This window comes from Schaalia vaccimaxillae DSM 15804, assembly GCF_000420425.1.
GTDB classification, from domain to species: Bacteria; Actinomycetota; Actinomycetes; order Actinomycetales; family Actinomycetaceae; genus Pauljensenia; species Pauljensenia vaccimaxillae.
Map to the genome: position 1 here is coordinate 154,069 of NZ_ATUX01000007.1, position 20,170 is coordinate 174,238.

The following is a 20,170-nucleotide window of genomic DNA, read 5'->3' on the forward strand; positions in this document are numbered from 1 at the left end:
CAGGGTGACGCATCGACGCCCAGCGTTATACGCCGATGGGTGTTCGTCTACTGACCGGCGTCGACGGATAACCCTGGATCTCGGTGCGAATCGGCGTCCAAAGCGAGAGTTAGAACTCGACCTCGTCGACACTGCGCAGGAAGTCAGACAGGCGGTTAGCTGCAGCCACAACAGAAGGACCGTGTTGACGGCCAGGTTGACGCCCCATACGTTCAATCGGTCCGGAAATAGACAGCGCGGCTAAGACTCGACCCGACGGGCCGCGCACGGGAGCCGACACGGAAGCGACACCAGCTTCTCGCTCACCAACAGATTGAGCCCATCCGCGTCGACGAACCTGGGAGAGCATCGTGGCGTTAAAGGATGCTCCGTACAGGCCTCGGTGGAGACGGTCAGGCTCCTCCCAAGCAAGCAAAACTTGAGCAGCTGAACCTGCGCTCATCGACAGAGTGGCGCCCACTGGGATGGAATCACGCAGTCCCATTTCGCGTTCTGAGGCGGCCACACATACGCGGTACTCGCCCTGGCGGCGGAATAGCTGTGATGACTCTTTCGTGTGATCTCGCAAAGCCTGCAGAACGGGCATGGCTGCAGCCAGTAGACGGTCTTCCCCAGCAGCGGATGAAAGCTCCTGGAGCCGCGGTCCCAGAACGAAGCGTCCCTGCATGTCTCGGGCCACCATACGGTGGTATTCGAGGGCAACTGCGAGACGGTGGGCCGTGGGGCGTGCAAGGCCAGTGGCGGAGACCAACTGGGCCAAGGTTGCGGGTCCGGCTTCCAAAGCGCCGAGAACCATTGCGGCCTTGTCCAGGACTCCTACGCCACTCGTTGTCGAGTCCTCCATGAATCAATCCTTACATCTCATTAGGTGAGATATCAAGTCGTCGCATTGTGAAACAGGCTGACGATGGGATCGTAAGAACCGTCGGAGCGTCTCAAACATGACCTCCGATCAATTCTTTTGGGGCCGTTTTATTCGATTCGATCAACGGCAAACGAAACGTAGAAGGAGGACACCATGACCGGCACAATGGCCGAAAAAGTGTGGCGTGACCACATCGTCAAGAAGGGGGAAGCAGGAGCCCCCGACCTTCTCTACATCGATCTACACCTGGTTCACGAAGTTACAAGTCCGCAAGCCTTCGAAGGCCTGCGTTTGGCCGGACGTAAAGTCCGCAGGCCCGACCAGACTATTGCTACGGAAGACCACAACACACCGACTCTTGACATTGATCTACCGATTGCGGATGAGACGAGCCGCACCCAGATCCATACTCTGCGTTCCAATGCCGAAGAGTTCGGTATCCGCCTGCACTCCCTCGGCGACGCGGACCAGGGCATCGTGCACGTGGTTGGTCCTCAGCTTGGGCTCACCCAGCCAGGACTGACAGTCGTATGTGGTGACTCTCACACCTCAACTCACGGAGCTTTTGGGTCACTCGCCTTCGGTATTGGCACAAGCCAAGTCGAACACGTGTTGGCCACCCAGACCCTCCCCATGGCGCCCTTCAAGACCATGGCCGTCACCGTCAACGGTTCCCTACCGCCCGGTTCTACCGCCAAAGACATCATCTTGGCGGTCATCGCCAAGATCGGTACGGGTGGCGGCCAGGGCTACGTTCTCGAATATCGTGGCCAAGCCATCCGCGAATTGTCGATGGAAGGTCGAATGACCATCTGCAACATGTCCATCGAAGCCGGAGCCCGCGCCGGCATGGTCGCTCCTGACCAGACCACCTTCGACTATATCAAGGGCCGTCCCCATGCTCCCGAGGGCGAAGAGTGGGATCACGCAGTCGAATACTGGAAGACTTTGCCTTCAGACGAGGACGCTGTCTTCGACGCAGAGGTCATTCTGGAAGCAGAAGATATTGAACCCTTCGTGACCTGGGGCACCAACCCCGGTCAGGGCGTGCCACTGTCAGCCACTGTGCCAGACCCCGAACAAATTGGTGATGAAACCCAGCGGGTCGCAGCAGAACGAGCCCTCGAATACATGGATCTCAAAGCCGGAACCCCGATGCGCGATATTCGCGTCGACACAGTGTTCCTCGGTTCGTGCACCAACGGTCGCATCGAAGATCTACGCGCAGCGGCAGCTGTCATTAAAGGTCGAAAAATGGCTGATGGACTGCGAATGCTCGTAGTCCCCGGTTCTGCGCGCGTACGTCTGCAAGCCGAGGCCGAAGGGCTCGACAAGATCTTCAAGGACTTCGGAGCCGAATGGCGTAATGCCGGATGCTCTATGTGCCTGGGAATGAACCCGGACACTCTGTCTCCAGGAGAACGTTCGGCTTCGACCTCGAACCGTAACTTTGAAGGACGCCAAGGCAAAGGCGGACGCACTCACCTGGTGTCCCCTCTAGTGGCTGCAGCTACCGCTGTTCGCGGCACCTTGTCCAGTCCGTCGGATCTGTGAAACGCGCGAGAACCAAGGAGTAATCATGGAGAAGTTCACGACTCACACCGGCATTGGTGTTCCTCTGCGTCGTTCCAACGTTGACACCGACCAAATCATCCCAGCCGTCTACCTCAAGCGCATTACTCGAACGGGTTTCGAGGACGCCCTCTTTGCTGCTTGGCGCGGGGATCCGGAATTCGTGCTCAACCAGCCTGCCTACAGTGCAGGGTCAGTGTTGGTAGCAGGCCCCGATTTCGGAACAGGGTCCTCGCGTGAACACGCCGTGTGGGCTCTCAAGGACTACGGATTCCGTGTGGTGCTCGCCCCCAAGTTTGCCGATATTTTCCGCGGCAACTCAGGCAAGCAAGGCCTGGTGACCGGCATTATCAGCCAAGAGGACTGCGAATCCTTGTGGAAGGTCCTCGAAAACGAGCCGGGCACCGAAATCACCGTGTCACTCGTTGACCGCACAGTTGCCTGTGGCCCAGTTCATTGCACCTTCCAGATTGATGACTATGTGCGCTGGATGCTCATGGAGGGACTGGACGACATCGCCTTAACAATGCGTGAAGAAGACGCCATTCGCACTTACGAAGCTCAACGCCTGTCCTTTAAACCCAAGACTTTACCCGCTAAATACCTGCCGAAGGAAGAAGTCACACCCGCCCGGCCGGTGCCGGTGGAACTGGGGTTGCCCACGACGCGTCAGTGATGAAATGACTAGACGAAAAATGAGGATGTGGGCCACCCGACGGTCAGTGGCCGGTGGGATGGCCCCGTCCTCATCTACAGTTGGACACAGTTTGTTCTGCTGGATCCGTGTCTCACCGTCAGGAGTTGATTCACCATGGCGTCCGTTCTGAAGGTCGAGGGCGGCCACCCGCTCAACGGCACCATTACCGTGCGCGGCGCGAAGAACTTCGTTCCCAAAGCGATGGTCGCTTCCCTCCTGGGTGATACCCCGTCGCAGTTAGGCAATGTCCCTCTGATTCGCGACGTTGATGTTGTCTCTGACCTTTTGCGCCTGCACGGTGTCAGCGTCAACTTCGACCAGAAGCGCGGCCACATGACATTGGACCCGACCAACGTCAAGGTCGCTTCGCGCTCCGACATTGACTCTCTGGGCGGCGCATCGCGTATTCCGATCCTTTTCTGTGGCCCGTTGCTGCATCAACTTGGTGAAGCTTTTATCCCAGAGCTTGGTGGATGCGCCATTGGCGGACGTCCCATTGACTTCCACCTAGATGGCTTGCGTCAATTCGGAGCCATTGTGGATAAACGTGCAGACGGCATCCACATCACGCAGCCAGCTGAGGGCCTGCGTGGAGCAATTATTGATCTTCCTTTCCCATCCGTTGGAGCCACCGAGCAAACGCTGCTCACCGCGGTGCGCGTCCAGGGGCAAACCATCCTCAAGGGTGCGGCCATTGAACCCGAGATCATGGATTTGATCAATGTGCTGCAGAAGATGGGTGCGATCATTTCGGTTGACACGGACCGCACCATCCGTATCGAAGGCGTTGAATCCATGACCGGATTCAAACACCAGGCCTTGCCGGATCGGATCGAGGCCGCGTCTTGGGCTGCTGCTGCTCTGGCCACCCACGGGGATATTTATGTCCTAGGTGCACACCAGCCCGATATGACGACTTTCCTGAATACTTTCCGCAAAGTTGGGGGAGCCTTCGACATCGACAATGAGGGCATTCGTTTCTATCATCCTGGCGGGCAGCTTAAGTCATTGGCTCTTGAAACTGCTGTGCATCCTGGGTTTATGACGGATTGGCAACAGCCCTTGGTAGTCGCGTTGACGCAGGCGCAAGGCCTGTCCATCGTGCATGAAACAGTGTATGAGAACCGCTTTGGCTTCACTGAGGCCCTTCGCAAGATGGGTGCGAATATTCAGGTCTATCGGGAGTGCTTGGGCGGAACTCCGTGCCGTTTCGGCCAACGTAACTTCTTCCATTCGGCAGTGATCTCAGGCCCGACCCCTCTGCGCGCGGCCGACATTGAGGTCCCGGACTTGCGAGGAGGCTTCTCTCACCTCATTGCTGCCCTTGCTGCCGATGGCACGTCGACGGTGTCTGGGATCGATGTCATCGCGCGCGGATACGAGCACTTCACCACTAAGCTGCGCCAACTCGATGCCCGTGTCGACTACGTTTCCCAATGACGCATGGGATCCAATATTGATTCCGGCTGCGTAGGCCGTCGCAGCATCCATCTGCTCATCTCCTCCATGTCTGCTGGTGGTCGATCAGTGGGGGCAGGCAGGCGTGTTGTGAGTATCCTCCGTGCGGGAGATTGGCACGTCAGAGTGTCAGTGACTTCGGCCTCCGACGATCCGGTTGCGATTGCTGCATCGACGAACGAGGACGTGACCGCCGCCCTGGGAGGCGACGGCTATATTGCGGCTACAGCTCGCGGATGCTTCGAGTCGGGCTTAGTTTTTGCCCCGATTCCCGGCGGGCGAGGTAATGACCTGTGTCGTGCGTTAGGAATTGGCACGGATCCCATTGAAAGGGCGAGGGCGCTCGCCGGCCTCGGCCTGATCGAAGAAAACGATGGTTTCGTCGAGCGCATCCGTGGTTTGGATGGCATCTGGGTCAATTCAGCTGACGGTAAACGCCTGGTGCTGGGCGTCATTTCTTTGGGAGTCGACGCCAAAGCTAACCTCATCGCGAACGAGTCTTCCCTCAACAACGGTCCTTTGGCTTACGGCTATGGGGCTGTCGCAGCCTTCACCACTCACCAGCACCAGCCCATTCGCGCCCTCGTCGATGGTGAAGAAACGGACTTAGGTGGATGGCTGGCGTCCATATCAAATTCGGGGCGCTTTGGTGGCGGCATCACTTTGGTGCCTGAGTCTGATCTTCATGATGGTGTCATCGAACTTATGCACGCAGGCCCCGTGTCGGCAATGAAAGCTCTGCCCATTCTGGCTCGAGCTCTTGCGGGGCGCGCGGCTCGCGGAGATGTTTTGAGTTGCCGGACGATCCACACCATCGAGGTCCTTGAACCGGCAGGCATGATCGCCATGGCCGACGGTGATCGCGTGGCTCGGATCCCATTCACGGCCGAGGTTGCGCCGCACGTTGTAGACGTCCTCATTTAGCGAGGCCCTGCCACTACGATCGGGATCCATGAGTCGAGTAATAGGGTTCTACCGTTTCGCCAAGGCAGTACTGACCCCTCTCATGGGCCCGTGGATCAAGTTTGAAGCGACCGGAACCGAAAACCTTCCATCCGAGGGCGGGTACCTACTGGTTGCCAACCACCTGTCGAATATTGACCCTGTGTGCTCCTGCTGGTTCTTCATGAAGAGGGATGTGGCGGTGCGTTACATGGCGAAAAAGTCCATGTTCTCCGTGCCCTTTTTTGGCTGGATCTTCAAGGGGATGGGATTGATCCCCGTTGATCGCACTGTTGAACCGTCGGCAGTTCTAGCCCCCACGCGCCAGGCACTCCTGGGCGGCGAAGTAGTCGGCATCTATCCGGAGGGCACTTTGACACGTGACCCGCAGATGTGGCCGATGGCCTTCAAATCCGGGGCTGCCAGGCTGGCTTTGGACACGGGCGTCCCAGTGATTCCACTATCCCAGTGGGGAGCACAGAAGGTTCTGCGTCCCTACAAGTTCGGCATTGACCTGCGTCCTCGTCGCCCTATTCACTACCGCTTTGGTACCCCCATCGACCTATCCGACCTGATGAGCGAACGAGGCTCGCAAGATCACGAGGCGGTGGCTGAAGCTACGCGCAGGATGGAGCAGGCCGTCGTTGCGGGCTTAGAAGAGATCCGAGGAGAACAGGGGCCCGAGCAACTCTGGGACCCCAAAGCCTGAGCTACTTCCTAATGTCAATGACCGCGCGGGCCGGGCTCTCAAGGAATCCGATCTGGAACTCGCGAGCCTCATCCATTCCAATGACGATATGGGTGGTGTCCTCAAAGGTGCCGTCCTCTCGCACGTCAAGTGGGCCAATTTGCATCTGGCGTTCACCGTCGTAATACAGGGCGTTGAGGCCGTCGGTTACCGGCATTGTCGTACCAGTCAGTACGAGGTCGAGCCAGGCTGGGCCCTGAACGGGTAGTTCGCGTCCTCGTCCCTGTTCGAGCGGCTTGTCGGCCCACGATTGCATGAGTCCAGGTGTGCCCTGGCCAGCAAACTCAATGACGACGCGGTAGAAACCATCATGTTCACCCACTCGCATGTCGTGGAACACTAGGCCCGGGGCGGAATATGTCGGTTCGAGGGGCTCCAAGGACGTGACCCACGCATCGCCGTTAATCGGTGTCGTCATTGTCGCCTCGGCTGCCTTAGCGCTCGCTGTCAGGGCATCTTGAGCGGCTGCAGCCGCAGACTGTGCTGATGTGTCAGAGGACTGAGGTTGCGTGGACTGCGACTGGGCCGATGGGGAGGCGGTGCTCTGGGTGCCAGAAGTTGCATCCGAGTTGGGCGAGCACGCTGCCAAACCCAAAGCCACAAGCGGCACCATGACGGCGTAAAGATTACGTGCACGACGATTGGACATTCGGCCTCCTTGGACGAGTGGGGGCGTCCCACGCTGAGTTGCACCAACGATCCTAGTAGTGTGCGGGCCATGACGACAGACGCAGGAATTGAGATTCGAAGGGTTGCAGTTCTGGGAACCGGCGCGTGGGGAACGACTTTCGCCCAGGTTCTGGCTGATGCCGGACACTCAGTGTCGATGTGGGGACGCAGCCAAGGAGTAGTCGACCTGATCAACACGGGGGAAAATTCCCGGTATCTTCCTGGCATCGAATTATCTGACACGATCCGTGCAACTACCAGCATTACCGAGGCCGTTACGGGCGCCGATCTGGTCGCGGTGGTGGTACCCGTGGCAGGCGTTCGTCCCGCCCTGGAGCAAGCGCGACCAGCCTTGGGCCCAGACACAGCCATCGTTTCCTTGGCTAAGGGACTAGAACTCGAGTCCCTCAAGACCGTCGACCAGATTGTCGCCGAGGCCGCACAGGTGGATTCCTCACGGGTGGCCGTCATGTCTGGCCCCAACTTGTCCCGCGAAATCGCTGAACACCATCCCACCGCCACAGTAGTTGCCTCACAAAACCAGGCGCTTGCCGTTGCTATCGCCAAGGCCTGCCACAACTCCTATTTCCGGCCGTACGTGTCCGGTGATGTCATTGGAACAGAGATTGCCGGGGCAACAAAGAATGTCATCGCGGTTGCCATTGGAGCCGCAGAAGGATTGGGCCTGGGCCTCAATACCCGTTCAACATTGATCACCAGGGGACTGGCTGAGATGACGCGCCTAGGGACCGCCCTGGGAGCAGATCCGGGAACCTTTTCGGGCCTTGCCGGAATCGGTGACCTCATGGCCACCTGCTCATCCAAGCTCTCCCGCAACTTCTCTTTGGGGCACAGGTTGGGTCGCGGTTTGAGTCTGCCAGAAGCACTGGAACGCTCCTCCGGCGTTGTCGAGGGCGTGCGCGCGGCCTCGCCAATCCTGTCACTGGCGCGCTCCCACGGCGTTGACATGCCCATCACGGAAGCGGTGGTGCGTGTCGTTTCGGGTGAAGCAACGATCGAAGAAATGGGGGAGATGCTTCTGGGGCGCCCCCAAAAAATGGATGGGTGGAAAATCGAACTGCTCTAACCAGGGCGATGCATTCTTGCCGATCTAGATCCCAGGGTTAGGGTTGTCGGCATGACTCAAGCAACTCGCCCTCGCGTCCTTATCGTCTTTGGCGGCCGATCCGGTGAGCACGAGGTCTCCTGCGCAACCGCAGCAGGCATTCTGCGCGCCATCGACCGCACGAAATGGGACGTGCTGCCTTTAGGGATCACTCGCGATGGTCAGTGGGTGCGCGTCGAGGATGATCCGCAAGCCTTCGAGTTCCGTAACGGTCGCGGCCAAAGCGTCCAAGCCGGTGCCACGCGCGTAGCGTTGACCCCCGGCGGCGGATCGATGATCGAGTTCACCTACGAGGGCGACCCTGAATCCCCAGAGTCGCGCATTGTGGGCGCCGAGGACCTGGGGCGTATCGACATCGTGTTACCTCTGCTGCACGGCCCCTACGGGGAAGACGGCACAATCCAGGGGCTGTTCGAGATGGCTGATGTACGATACGTGGGCTGCGGCGTGACCTCGTCGGCGATTTGTATGGATAAGCATCTGACAAAGACTGTTCTGGCTGCCGCAGGAATCAATGTCGGTCACTGGGAACTTATTACGCCCAGCCAGTGGGAACTTGACCCGCAAGAATGTGTGGATCGCGCCGCCGGACTTGGGTTCCCCGTGTTTGTTAAACCCTGCCGTGCGGGATCCTCCATCGGTATTTCACGAGTTGATGAGGCAGAAGGACTGGCTACGGCCATCAAGGAAGCGCGTAACCACGATCCGCGGGTCATTGTTGAAGCCGGTGTTTCGGGGCGTGAAATTGAATGTGGTGTGATCGGTGGCCGTGACGGCTGGCAGTCAGCCACCGCTCCTCTGGGTGAAATCGAAGTACCCGAAGGGGAGTTTTACGACTACGAACTCAAATACGTCGATACTGAGGCGATCGGCCTCGTCTGTCCGGCGGATCTGCCGCAAGATGCCGCTACTGCAATCCGTCGTACCGCGCTCGCGGCTTTCGAAGCCCTCGAATGTGAGGGGCTCGCTCGAGTCGACTTCTTCTATGATGAGGAAACAGGCACAATCCTCATTAATGAGGTGAATACGATGCCCGGTTTCACGCCGATTTCGATGTATCCGCAGATGTGGGATAGGGGAGGGTTGGACTACCCGCGCCTGCTCGATGCGCTGTTGGAAGAGGCTGCTTCGCGCGATCTCGGACTGCGCTGAACGATTTGCCAGACGCTGCGCACGTTTTCAAGTCCGCGACGGGGCGTCGGTAACGGTATTGTGTGCCCATGACGTCTAAGCCCAAGGTCACACTGGTCACCTCTTCGACAATGCCGAACCTCTACCGCGGTGAGGAAGGCATTTTGGATGCGCTTGCCGAACGCGGCTGCGACCCTTCCATTAAAGTCTGGAATGACCCCGACGTTGACTGGACCGAAGCAGGAATGGTGGTTGTGCGGTCGGTGTCTGACTACCCGACGCAGCGTGACGAGTTCTTAGCGTGGACGAAGACTGTTCCTAAGATACTCAACCACCCTGACATCCTGCAGTGGAACACCCACAAAACCTACCTGCGATCCTTGGCCAAGCGTGGCCTGCCGACCATTCCTACGACATGGTTGGAGCCCGAGCAGAATCTGACGAAGCACCAGATTCATACGCGATTCCCCGCGTCGGGTGAGTTCATTGTCAAACCTGCTGTGTCTTCAGGTGTACGTGACATTGGTCGATACACGACAAATTCAACCTCTCAGCGTCAGGCTGCTATCGCTCAGGTGCAGGAGCTGTTGGGCAAAGGGCGCCCTGTGATGATCCAGCGCTACGTGGAGCAGGTCGATACCCACGGCGAGATTTCGTTGGTGTTCTTCAACGGATTGGTATCTCATTCGGTGGAGAAGCATCCGGCGCTGCATCCCTCGTCGATCTCCGATCCGAATGTGCATGAGGCTGTGGTGACTGCCGATACCGCAAACACGCAGGCATGGCAGTGGGGTGAGGAGATTCGTAAAGTCCTGCATTCCTATGTGCGTGAGCGCACTGGCCGTGATGAGCTCTTCTTGTTTAACCGGGTGGACTTCGTTCCAGACGGCGAAGGGTCCTTCCTGGTGATGGAGGTGTCGTTGGTGGATGCTGACCTGTATTTGGGTGCGACGCCAGAGGCTCTAGGTAACTTTGCCGATGCGATCTCGGTGCGAGCCCACTGGTGAGGCAGACGGGTTTGCTGATGGGCTTTTCTGGGCCAGCGGTGCGCAAGTAGGAGCCGTGACGTGGCCGTTGAAATGAGTCGGGAGGACTTCGAAACTCTCGTCACTGACGCCCTCGATAAGATTCCTGAGGAGTTTTGGGCACAGCTGGACAACGTGGCGGTTTTTGTCGAGGATGACCCTCCGGAAGGGGAACCCTCGGACCTGCTTGGCTTGTATGACGGCGTTGCTTTGACTGAGCGCGGAGACTACGCAGGCTTTCTCCCTGATCGGGTGCTGGTCTTCCGTAACCCCACGTTGGCGATATGTGACAGTGTGCAAGAAGTGGCCGAAGAAGTTCGGATTACCGTCGTTCACGAAATTGGTCACTATTTTGGGCTTGATGACGAGCAGCTTCACGAGATGGGATGGGCCTAAGTGTTGTGGGGGATGACACGGTAACGGTGTTGTCTGCGATTTCGTCTCGCTGCAAGTCTTTGGTAGAGTTTCCTGCGTTGCACTTGTGGCAACGATGGTGGCTGTAGTTCAGTTGGTAGAGCACCTGGTTGTGGTCCAGGACGTCGCGGGTTCGAGTCCCGTCAGCCACCCGGTTCAATCTCCAAGGCCAAGCGCCTCGGGGATTTTACTTTTGCGCTCATTCTCGCCGAGAGCAGACCTTGTGGTTGTTTTCGGCTTCGAAAATGCCGAATTTTAACCACAAAGTCTGCTCTCGGCGGAAGAGCGGGAAGTGAGGGGCCCTCCATCGACAACGGTGGAGGGCCCTTTGGTGATCCGTCTGATTAGAACAGTCCGGTTTCGACGAAGATGAACCAGACAGCCAAAGGAACGACCGCAACCATCAGAATTGCCCATCCGATGAGTGCTCGGAAGAACAACTTTTCCTGTCCCTCTGGAGCATTCGTAATGAGCAATGCGCCTGCCGTGGACATCGGGCTTGAATCGACCGCAGCAGAAGCAATAGACACAGCAATCACTGTGCCGAGGGCTGAGACCATCGGATCGGCTGCAATGCTGACCGTAATTGGAGCAATTGTGCCTAAAGTTCCCGTGGTCGAAGCGAAGGTTGAAACTGCTGCTACAACGTAAGAGGTGACCAAGGCAGCAGTTGAACCGCTGCCCATTGCTGCAATGCCTTCTTGCAGTGCATCAATGGCTCCCATCGTCGACAGAAGATTGACGTAGGTGACGATACCTGTCACCAATAGAACCGCTGACCATGGAACGGCGTCGAAGGCTTTCTTCTGGATCGAAGAATCTATTGTGATGAGGACGAGTGACAAGATAATGGCTCCCACACCCACATCTACGCTGAAGAATAGAGTCAGAACTAGCACAACGGCTAGAGAGACCAGCGTAAGAACCTGCATGAGGGTCGGCTTAAGATTCAGTACCCGTTCTTCCTGTGTAGCTACATCGGCCATACCTTCTGTGTTCTTGCCCTTATCGATCGCGCGTGCTAGCGCGTTGGCAGCAACATATGACAAGAAAGCCAAAAGTGCGTTGAAAGCGAAGGTCGCAACCATGAGCGGAAATGCTCCATTTGTTAATCCCGCATCTTGGAGCATCTGATTTGAGATCACGCCGAAAGGATTGGTCGGCGAGAAAGCACCAGCGTTTGCTCCGTTAACGATGACGAAGCCCATAGCGAGTCGTGAGATTTTGAAACGGTGAGCTAGTTCCAGTGCTACCGGCGCGACGATTGCAACGGCTGCTGGTGTGAATGCGCCAGCAGCGCACAGCACTGTGATCAGGAGGAACATCAGAACTGGAATGAGTCGACGTCTTCCGTGTGCCAGTCTTTCGGCGAAATCTGACATGAGCTGGATCGTGCCAGTGACTTTGACAATCGCAAAGAGCAAGGTTGCACCCATCAGCGTGAAGAACAGGCTTGAGGGGAATCCTCCGATAACTTCTTTGACAGAAACGTCGAAGACGAGAGGGCCGAAAATAAATGCTGCTGCAAAGGCGATGACTCCGGCATTCACTCGGGTGAATGTTCCCCAAATGAAGATTACGGCGAGAACCGCGAAAGCGATAACATTCAGGCTCATGCTTCGGCTCCTGTGCAGAGTGATTCGATTGATTGCCCGCTGAGCAGTCGGCCAGCTCCGCTAATGCGAGGCTCATGGCCGAGCGCCATGAGGGTTTCGTAAGTGGTTGCGGTTGCCGCAGTAATTACGGGGACGCTTCCGAGCGCGTCTTCTACAACTTGGACGGCTGGCAGTGACGGCATTTGCACGCAGGCGGAGAGGAGAACAGCGTCAACTCCGTCAAGATCAAGATCCTGTGATAATGAGACGAGATTGTTCGGGTTGAGGCACCCAACCTGAAGATTGTCCGAGACGGAGAGTCCGATTGCCTGGGAAACCTCAATTCCAGATCCGGTGATGTAGTCTCGAGTCATAGCAACTAGCGGCGGCATGTAGGGGGCGATCATCGCAACTTTTTTCGCCCCCATTGCTTCGAGCGTACGCACTACTGCGCCAGCGGAGGAAACGGCGGGTGCAGGATGCCCCGCAGCTTCTGCGGCTTCTTTAATCGTTGCCTCAGATCCGACGTGCGCTCCGGGACCCTGTGCCATGACTGCAACGAGGCAAGCGTAAGCAATCACATCGACTCCGGCTTCGGCGACCTGCGTGGCGCAATCGCCTGCTCGAGCGACCATTGCAAGAAGTTCCTCAGTTGTGACGTTCTTGAGGGCTGCCCGGGCTGAGTGGAATGTGTAGCGGTGTCCGGTTGCAGCCGTTTGCCGGGCAAAGAGTTCTGGTAATTCTGTTTCCATTGTGGTGTTAGACGATGGAACAATCAGCCCAATTCGGCTAATTCCTTGTTCTTGGGCCGTGTGAAATGCGGGTGTGAATGTAGACATCACTACCTCCTCGTAGTCTCGTATTGTGAGTTTTAAAATCACTATATAAGGCCACAATGTGAGTTGTAAACCCGCATTGTGGGATTCGTGGTGGTTTGGGAAGAAGATAGAATCGTTCCTATCAAGAAGCCGATGAAGAGAACTGCGGGGAAATTGTGGCTACAAAAGGCACTGCTCGAGACGACGGCGGGAATCGTCTTCTCGTCCTCGATAAAATCAGCAGGATTCTCGATGCATTCACTCTGGATGAGCCTGAGCTCACCCTTCAGCAAATTGGATCAAAAGCGGGACTAGCAGCTTCTACAACCCAGCGTCTTGTCCAAAATTTGACCAGGGAACGCTACCTACACCGCGAAGGCAACATGTATAGCGTCGGAGTTCGAGTGCTACGGTGGGCTTCAGCCGGAACGGCCGCCCTCGACATTACCGAAAGAATCCGACCCGCCCTGCGTGACCTTCGCGACCAAACTGGTGAAACCGCCTGCTTCTACGTGCGTGACGGACTCTGGCGCGTTGTCGTCGCTGTGGCACACACACGGCATGTTGTCATCAGGCCATTTGCGGTTGGTCAGGTGATGCCGGTGTATGCCGGTGCGGCAGCGAGGGTTTTTGTTGCCCATGATGAAGAGCTCAGGCTAGAGCTTAAAGATGCTGACTTAGCTCGTTATACAGACGCGACGCCAACATCGTTGGACGTACTCCTTGCGGATGTTGATCGAGTGAAGGATCTTGGCTACGCGAGTGCATTCAGCGAGCGCCATGAAGGAGTCGGCTCAATTTCCTCGCCGGTTTTTGGATTTGATGGGGGACTTGTAGGTGTCTTGGGTATCGGGTTTCCCAACGAAAGAGTCGGACCTAATAATGTTGATGAACTTGGGCCACTAGTTGCACGTGCTGCCACGGCTGCAAGCAGTGCGCTAGGTTATCGAGCACAGAACACTGAACTCAATGATGCCCTGGACTAATCAGGTCGATCTTGCGGAATTTCCGCTGATGGCACTTGTGTCTAGGGTGTCCGAATCTTTTCGGTGGCATACTCGGATGGTCGATGGTCGCCTATCCGGCGCGACACCACTTTCACCCCATCTCTAGGAGCCACCCCATGCCTGAGGTTCTCGCCTACGCAGCAGACGACACCACCACCCAGTTCCACAGAACAACGATCTCCCTTCGCGAGCCTGGACCTGGCGAGATCTACTTTGATGTCAAATACGCGGGCATTTGCCACTCTGACATCCATACCGCTCGCGGTGAATGGGGACCCAAGAAATACCCGATCGTCCCCGGCCACGAGATCGCGGGCATCGTTGCTGCCGTTGGCGAGGGCGTCACCAAGTTCTCCGTCGGTGACAAGGTGGGCGTGGGCTGCATGACCAACTCGTGTGGACAATGCGAATACTGCAACGCAGGCTATGAACAATTCTGCGTTGGCACAGAGGGCGGCCTACCGGGCACTCTGTGGACCTACGGCGACGACGCTGACGGTAATCCAACAGCCGGAGGTTACGCACAAGGGTTTACGGTTTCTGAGCGCTTTGCTTGCCACATCCCAGACGAAATCCCCTTTGAGACGGCAGCGCCGTTGCTGTGCGCTGGGATCACGACGTACTCGCCGCTCAAGCGGTACGAGGCAGGGCCTGGCAAGAAAGTTGCGATTGTAGGAATGGGAGGCCTTGGCCATATGGCTGTTCAGATCGCAGCAGCCATGGGAGCCGAAGTGTCCGTGATCTCTCAAGGCCGTTCCAAAGAAGCTGACGCGCTCAAGTTTGGTGCCAAGCACTTCTACGCTACCAGTGAAGAAGGGACCCTGGAATCTTTGGCAGGTACTTTCGATCTGATCGTCTGTACTGTCAGCGCTGACGACCTTGACTACACGGCATTTATTCGCACCCTCAAGCCGTTTGGCACTTTCGTCGATGTTGGTCTGCCTGAACACCCCTCGAAGATTCACCTGGCGGCATTGTGTGGAGGCAACAAGGCGCTTGCTGGTTCCCAGATCGGAGGCATCGCCCAAACCCAGGAGATGCTCGATTTCTGTGCGCAGAACGGCATCGCCCCGCAGGTTGAGATCATTGGGGGAGAGGACATTACTGCCGCATATGACAACGTGGTGGCATCCAAAGTTCGTTATCGCTACGTGATTGACACAGCGACGTTCTGAATCGTGCCCCTTGGAGCCGTGGTATCGATTGTTTTTCTTGCAACCGATACCACGGCATCACTCCGAATGGACGTGAAGGTCTGTCGTTTACCCGAGTGCTAGGTGCTCTCGTACCGCGAGGTCCACATACAGGGCGGCTGACCAGGAGAATGCCGAGGCTGCCTGGTCGCAGCGCACCCCGGTTACCGCATTGACATACTCGACTGGACCCGCAGTTTCGATCATCTTCATGATTGCTGCACGTAGTTTTTGGGCGAGTCTTTCATGACCACAAGCCTGCATACCGTCGGCAACGAGGTATGCGGTATTGGCCCAGACCGGTCCGCGCCACATGATGTCCGGGCGGTAGGCCTCGTCCTCGAAAGAGACGACGGGTAGTGAATACTGTGAGGAGAAGCGGTTCCCAGATTGGATATCATTGACTAGGTGCCGACTGATCTCTTCTGGAAGGCCTCCTGCGAATGAGGCGAGCAAGTGAACGATTGTGCGATGTTTGATCTGGCGGTGGTCGTTACGCGCGATGAACATCAGCTCATCGGGATCCCATAGTTCTAGTAGGAAATGACGGGTATTTTGCGCACGACGAGCGTAGAAATTAGTGGTATTGCTTGAGCTCAGCAGTTCCTGCTGGTGCCACGAAGCAAGTATTTCATCTTGTCGCACGAGGTAGGCCAGTAGATCCGCAGTTTCTACAGGCAACTCGTAGTCGAATATGGGGCTGTCGTCCAAGCCTGAGGAATAGGGGTGGGCGTACATCGGGCGGCCCCCGCTTGCGAACCACCATTCCTGGCTTTTCGCTATAGAGTGGGAGAACCGCTTGATTTGCTGGGCACGTACCGAGGGCGGGCAGAATGCGAGCACCTGCTCCAATGCCCAGGCGGTCAATGGTGGTTTAGTGAGGGGAACAGCACCGAGGCCAATGCTGGCCGAGCCATCTGCTTCCAATTTCAGGCGATCAGCAGGAGGCAAGTCATCGGATGAGGCCAGCACTCCATTCTCGTGGACGACATCGGGAAGCTGACCATCATCGCCCTGAAAACGCATTGCGATATGGAACTGCTGGAGGGCAAGATCTAGGTCACCATGAGCCACACCCATTGCAATAAAATACGCGTCCCACTGCCATAGGCCAACGTAGCCGCGTTTCGAAGGCACAATGACCCGTTGTTCGAGTCCATCAATCAGCATGTCGATGGTGTTGATCCCCAGTGTCCACCAGCACTCGCGCATCATTGAGAGGCGGTGGGGTGCACACTCTGGCATGCGTGCCATCCAGTCGTCGACAACTCGATCCGCGGCTGCCCCGAAGTCTGCGAAGGAATCAGACCCTAAGGAAGTGTTTGTTGTTCCTTCTCCTTCCCGCGCTGTGCGTCCTTGGCAAGATGCATCGTCGTCTCGCACGCTGACGATCAGAGCATCGTCCTGCTCTCTGACTGCGATTCGTTGAGGATCAACTACCCGCAATCGCCAAGAGCCCGCATACTCGTCTCGCCCGAGATAAACGCGTTCACCCATGATCGCCAAGCTGGCTCCATCGGTTCTCAAATGCGCACCTTGAGCGGTCCAGGAAATGGTATCGATTTTATGTCCGTGTGGCCTGAAGGATGCGATGGCAAGAAGGCACGAGTCAAGTGGAACTTCGTAACGAACCTCGTGAATATGAAGGTCGTTTCCTTGTCTAGTAACGATCAGTCTTGACTGAGGAACGCTGAAAGCAACGTGGTCGAGGTCAACGAAGGGCAAGTCGCATCGAGTTGAACTTGAAGAAAATGTGCCTGCTGTCATCGTCCCCCCAGACCCGATGACGCCAACGACGACATGATTTGCTTCTGGCCAATGATGAATGCGATGAGCATTGGAATGGTCGACACAGCTGTCGCCGCCATGATCAACCCGGTGTTGATGCCGCCGAACTGACCTTGGAACTGCGACAACAACAGCGGCACGGTGAAGAGTTGGGAACGATTGAGCAGAACCAACGGCAAGAGGAAGTTATTCCACGCATCCAATGCGACGATGATCGCTAGAGCTCCCAAACCCGGACGGATCAGTGGAAGAATGATCTGCCAGTAGATACGCAGACGAGAAGCTCCATCCACCGTCGCAGCCTCCTCCAATTCCTTGGGAATTGACAGAATGAACTGACGGGCCAAAAATACGCCGAAAGGATTGACCAGGATTCCCGGGATCATCAGCGATAAGTGAGAGTCCACCCATCCGATCTTTGCCATCAATAGGTAGAAGGGGATCAGGGTTACCTGCTTCGGGATCATCTGACTGACCAGGATGACTCCAAATAGCCAGCGGCTCCCGGGGAACTCAATACGCGCGAAGGCATAGCCCGCCATCGATGTGGTGATAAGGGAACCACAGACGATGGCGATTGTGATGTAGGCCGAATTTGCGTATGCCTGGACAAAGGGAGCTTGGGTCCATGCGTCAGTGAAGTTTTGCGTGGTCCACGGATGTGGTATGAAACTCAGCGGTTCTTTAAGGATTTGCGGCAGAGTTTTGAATCCTGTCAGAACCATCCATACGAATGGCGCAAACATAGCGATGGCACCAACTGCCAAGGCGAAATGGATGGTGAGGGCTGAGAGTCGTATTCGGGGAAGACGCCGTGAACGTTCAGTTCTCATAGTGGACGAACCTCTTCTCGAAGCCGAACTGAATGATCGTAATGACGGCGGAGAGGATGAGCAGGATCACAGCAGCGGCCGAGGACATCCCCATTTGTCCCTTCTCCATGCCCAGTTCGTAGATGTGGTAGACGATCGTTCTTGTTGCATTGTCTGGTCCCGCGTTTTTAACGAGGACGAAGACAATATCGAACGCCTGAAGCGACGAAATGAAGGCGATAATGGACTGAAAGAAAATGGTGGGAGATAGCATTGGTAAAATCACGGATCGGAAGCAGCGCAAGGCTGATGCCCCATCGATCGATGCGGCTTCCAGGACCGATGGACTGATGTTCTGTAGGCCAGCCTGGAAGATTACGACGTTGAGTCCCAGCGATGACCAGATTGTTACTGCGCTGACGGCAATGAGCGTCAGTCGTGGGTTGCTCAGCCAGTCGGGTGCCTCTAGGCCAGTGATAGCCGCAATCGTGGTCGACAGTGCTCCGTCTACCCTCAGGAGCTGTTGCCAGATTAAGGCGACAGCTACCGACGAAGTAACGACGGGTGCGAAGAACATCACCATGTAGACGGTCTTGCTGCGAATCTTGTTGAGCAGCACTGCGATGATGATGGCAAGGAAAAGTCCGACGGGGACGGTGATTGCGGCTAGTGCCAAGGTGTTAGCAACGGCTCTGATGAACAGTGGATCAGAGATCTGCTTGGTGAAGTTGGTAAATCCGATGAATTGTAGCGGACCGAAGCCATTCCAGTCGGTGAATGCTAGGGCGAATGCTAGGAGGAATGGAATAACGGTGAATACTACAGTCCCGATGAACTGAGGAGCCAGGAAGAAAATGGCCCAATAGGAGTCTCTGCGCCGCCAGGGGGCCTTGGAGGAGACGTACTGAGTGCTGGGCATGTGCGCCTCCTCCATGAGGCCTTCACGGACGCCGCTGGTTGGCGGCAAATTGGTCATGATACTAACTCTTTGGCTCAATCAGTTGTTCACTGATTCCTTGACCAGTTTTTCGATGGAGTCTAGACCTTCCTGAGCGGTGAGTTTTCCTTGGTAAATGGGCAACATGTAGTCATTCGCAATGGTGTTGGATAGGTCGGGTACAGCCGCCTCAACCTGGTAGTTTGCGAATCCTTGATCTCTCATGTCGATGAGTGTTGCGATGTGAGCGGGCTTACCTGACTCGGTGACGATATCGTCGACTCCTGTGATTGAAGGCAGCGCGTTTCCAGAGTTCGATAGGCGTAATGTCTGACCTTCTTGTGACAAGAACTCGGAGAAGAAAGTGAATGCGGCATTTTTGTCGGCGGCATTCTTGTTGATAGCGAGGAAAGAGGAGGCCACGCCGGTTGAGGCGGCGGTGCCGTCCGGGGTCGGCCAACGTACGACGTCGTAGTCGTCCATGGAGTTGCCCGAGCCTTCAACAGTGGCAACGGTGTAGCGCCCTTGCACGAGGAAACCAAGCTGGTGAGTGACGAACAAGGTGTCGGCATCTTGTCCAGCGGGCATGAGGTCGGCGACTGCTAGTTCTCCAGATGCGAAGCGATCGGCCCATTGCTGAACGGCGTCAATGGCGACTGGGTTTGTGTTGGCAGTGTATACGCCGTCGGTGTATACGGGGCCTGCTTGGGATTCGATGATGGAATTGGTGGTTGACCAGTAGTTCCAGAATGCTGCGCCTGTCATACCTGCTTCGGCAAGTTTGCGCGTCATTGAGAAGAAGGCTTGCGTAGTCCATTGATCGTTGGCGGCCAGTTCAGCGGGGTCTTCGGTGATACCGGCTTGCGCGAGAGCTTGTTTGTCGTACCAAAAGGCGTCTGGATTGACGTCGTTCGGTAGGGCGTAAGTGGTGCCGTTGAGTTGGGCCACTTGGTAGATTCGCTCGGAGAAATCGTCAAGTTTAATAGCCGCGGTGTCTGTCAGATGTGGGTCGAGGGGTTCGAGAACATTGTTGGCTACCAATGAGGCGATTCGGTCATCTCCGACGTAGAAGACGTCGGGTGCCGTGCCGGAGGTCAATTGTGTTGTGAGTTTGGAGTGATAGTCGGTGTAAGAGGCGACGGGTTGGAAATCGATTTTGATATCGGGGTGGCGCTTCATGAAGTTCTTGTTGAATTCTTCAAAAACGGCAAGTTCTTCTGGGTTACCCCATGTTGACCAAGTGACAGTTCCTCCCGATCTGTTGGTGCTTCCTCCTGTGGAGCATCCTGCGACTGTGCAGAACGCGAGTACTGAGGCGATGGCAAAAGAGGTGATTCTTCTGAGTGACATCGTTGTCATCCTTTCTATGTGGT

At 56.4% G+C, this 20,170-nt stretch carries 19 protein-coding genes and 1 tRNA gene; 12 read left to right on the forward strand and 8 right to left on the reverse strand.

Features of this window, described 5'->3' with window-relative positions:
- Positions 1 to 109: 109 nt before the first annotated feature.
- On the reverse strand, positions 110 to 844 hold the full coding sequence (locus G439_RS0105690) for an IclR family transcriptional regulator (RefSeq protein WP_022868223.1): 735 nt from the start codon (positions 842 to 844) through the stop codon (positions 110 to 112).
- Between the two features lie 174 nt (positions 845 to 1,018).
- Here G439_RS0105690 and leuC point away from each other — a divergent pair, with 174 nt between their 5' ends.
- The 5 genes from leuC to G439_RS0105715 all read left to right on the forward strand — a co-directional run bounded on the left by leuC (position 1,019) and on the right by G439_RS0105715 (position 6,243).
- On the forward strand, positions 1,019 to 2,419 hold the full coding sequence (leuC, locus tag G439_RS0105695) for a 3-isopropylmalate dehydratase large subunit (RefSeq protein ID WP_022868224.1): 1,401 nt from the start codon (positions 1,019 to 1,021) through the stop codon (positions 2,417 to 2,419).
- Between the two features lie 25 nt (positions 2,420 to 2,444).
- Positions 2,445 to 3,113, forward strand: coding sequence for a 3-isopropylmalate dehydratase small subunit (gene leuD / locus G439_RS0105700; protein ID WP_022868225.1), 669 nt, complete (start codon positions 2,445 to 2,447; stop codon positions 3,111 to 3,113).
- 135 nt (positions 3,114 to 3,248) lie between these two features.
- Positions 3,249 to 4,574, forward strand: a complete 1,326-nt coding sequence (murA, locus tag G439_RS0105705) for a UDP-N-acetylglucosamine 1-carboxyvinyltransferase (protein ID WP_022868226.1) — start codon at positions 3,249 to 3,251, stop codon at positions 4,572 to 4,574.
- A 3-nt stretch (positions 4,575 to 4,577) separates the two neighbouring features.
- The gene (locus G439_RS0105710) at positions 4,578 to 5,516 is read left to right on the forward strand and encodes a diacylglycerol/lipid kinase family protein (RefSeq protein ID WP_022868227.1); all 939 of its coding nucleotides are present in this window, start codon (positions 4,578 to 4,580) and stop codon (positions 5,514 to 5,516) included.
- A gap of 28 nt (positions 5,517 to 5,544) precedes the next feature.
- On the forward strand, positions 5,545 to 6,243 hold the full coding sequence (locus tag G439_RS0105715; protein ID WP_022868228.1) for a lysophospholipid acyltransferase family protein: 699 nt from the start codon (positions 5,545 to 5,547) through the stop codon (positions 6,241 to 6,243).
- Position 6,244: 1 nt separating this feature from the next.
- On the opposite strand, the gene G439_RS12765 is transcribed toward G439_RS0105715, so the two are convergent.
- The gene (locus tag G439_RS12765) at positions 6,245 to 6,931 is read right to left on the reverse strand and encodes an AMIN-like domain-containing (lipo)protein (protein ID WP_022868229.1); all 687 of its coding nucleotides are present in this window, start codon (positions 6,929 to 6,931) and stop codon (positions 6,245 to 6,247) included.
- A gap of 69 nt (positions 6,932 to 7,000) precedes the next feature.
- Here G439_RS12765 and G439_RS0105725 point away from each other — a divergent pair, with 69 nt between their 5' ends.
- From G439_RS0105725 to G439_RS0105745, 5 genes are all read left to right on the forward strand, one after another.
- Positions 7,001 to 8,038 (forward strand): NAD(P)H-dependent glycerol-3-phosphate dehydrogenase, encoded by a 1,038-nt coding sequence (locus G439_RS0105725; RefSeq protein WP_022868230.1) that lies wholly within the window; start codon positions 7,001 to 7,003, stop codon positions 8,036 to 8,038.
- Between the two features lie 51 nt (positions 8,039 to 8,089).
- Positions 8,090 to 9,229, forward strand: coding sequence for a D-alanine--D-alanine ligase family protein (locus G439_RS0105730; RefSeq protein ID WP_022868231.1), 1,140 nt, complete (start codon positions 8,090 to 8,092; stop codon positions 9,227 to 9,229).
- Positions 9,230 to 9,297: 68 nt separating this feature from the next.
- Positions 9,298 to 10,215, forward strand: coding sequence for an ATP-grasp domain-containing protein (locus G439_RS0105735; protein ID WP_022868232.1), 918 nt, complete (start codon positions 9,298 to 9,300; stop codon positions 10,213 to 10,215).
- 60 nt (positions 10,216 to 10,275) lie between these two features.
- On the forward strand, positions 10,276 to 10,629 hold the full coding sequence (locus G439_RS0105740) for a metallopeptidase family protein (RefSeq protein WP_022868233.1): 354 nt from the start codon (positions 10,276 to 10,278) through the stop codon (positions 10,627 to 10,629).
- Between the two features lie 97 nt (positions 10,630 to 10,726).
- A tRNA-His gene (locus G439_RS0105745) sits at positions 10,727 to 10,799 on the forward strand.
- Positions 10,800 to 10,991: 192 nt separating this feature from the next.
- Here the strand turns inward: G439_RS0105745 and G439_RS0105750 are convergent.
- Together G439_RS0105750 and G439_RS0105755 are read right to left on the reverse strand one after the other, a co-directional pair.
- Positions 10,992 to 12,263, reverse strand: coding sequence for an SLC13 family permease (locus G439_RS0105750; protein WP_022868234.1), 1,272 nt, complete (start codon positions 12,261 to 12,263; stop codon positions 10,992 to 10,994).
- Positions 12,260 to 13,081: a maleate cis-trans isomerase family protein gene (locus G439_RS0105755; RefSeq protein WP_022868235.1), complete on the reverse strand. Its 822-nt coding sequence runs from the start codon at positions 13,079 to 13,081 to the stop codon at positions 12,260 to 12,262. Before G439_RS0105755 ends, G439_RS0105750 begins: the two co-directional genes overlap by 4 nt.
- Positions 13,082 to 13,236: 155 nt before the next feature.
- Here G439_RS0105755 and G439_RS11325 point away from each other — a divergent pair, with 155 nt between their 5' ends.
- Together G439_RS11325 and G439_RS0105765 are read left to right on the forward strand one after the other, a co-directional pair.
- Entirely contained in the window at positions 13,237 to 14,046 is an 810-nt protein-coding gene (locus G439_RS11325; protein ID WP_022868236.1) for an IclR family transcriptional regulator, read from the forward strand.
- Positions 14,047 to 14,183: 137 nt separating this feature from the next.
- Entirely contained in the window at positions 14,184 to 15,242 is a 1,059-nt protein-coding gene (locus G439_RS0105765; protein ID WP_022868237.1) for an NAD(P)-dependent alcohol dehydrogenase, read from the forward strand.
- Positions 15,243 to 15,329: 87 nt separating this feature from the next.
- Here the strand turns inward: G439_RS0105765 and G439_RS0105770 are convergent, their stop codons facing one another.
- From G439_RS0105770 to G439_RS0105785, 4 genes are all read right to left on the reverse strand, one after another.
- Entirely contained in the window at positions 15,330 to 16,787 is a 1,458-nt protein-coding gene (locus tag G439_RS0105770) for an MGH1-like glycoside hydrolase domain-containing protein (protein WP_131333548.1), read from the reverse strand.
- A 236-nt stretch (positions 16,788 to 17,023) separates the two neighbouring features.
- Positions 17,024 to 17,881 (reverse strand): carbohydrate ABC transporter permease, encoded by an 858-nt coding sequence (locus tag G439_RS0105775; RefSeq protein ID WP_022868239.1) that lies wholly within the window; start codon positions 17,879 to 17,881, stop codon positions 17,024 to 17,026.
- Entirely contained in the window at positions 17,871 to 18,779 is a 909-nt protein-coding gene (locus G439_RS0105780; protein WP_083940815.1) for a carbohydrate ABC transporter permease, read from the reverse strand. Before G439_RS0105780 ends, G439_RS0105775 begins: the two co-directional genes overlap by 11 nt.
- Positions 18,780 to 18,857: 78 nt before the next feature.
- A complete protein-coding gene (locus G439_RS0105785) occupies positions 18,858 to 20,147 on the reverse strand; it encodes an ABC transporter substrate-binding protein (protein WP_022868241.1) in 1,290 nt (429 codons plus the stop codon).
- Positions 20,148 to 20,170 lie beyond the last annotated feature (23 nt).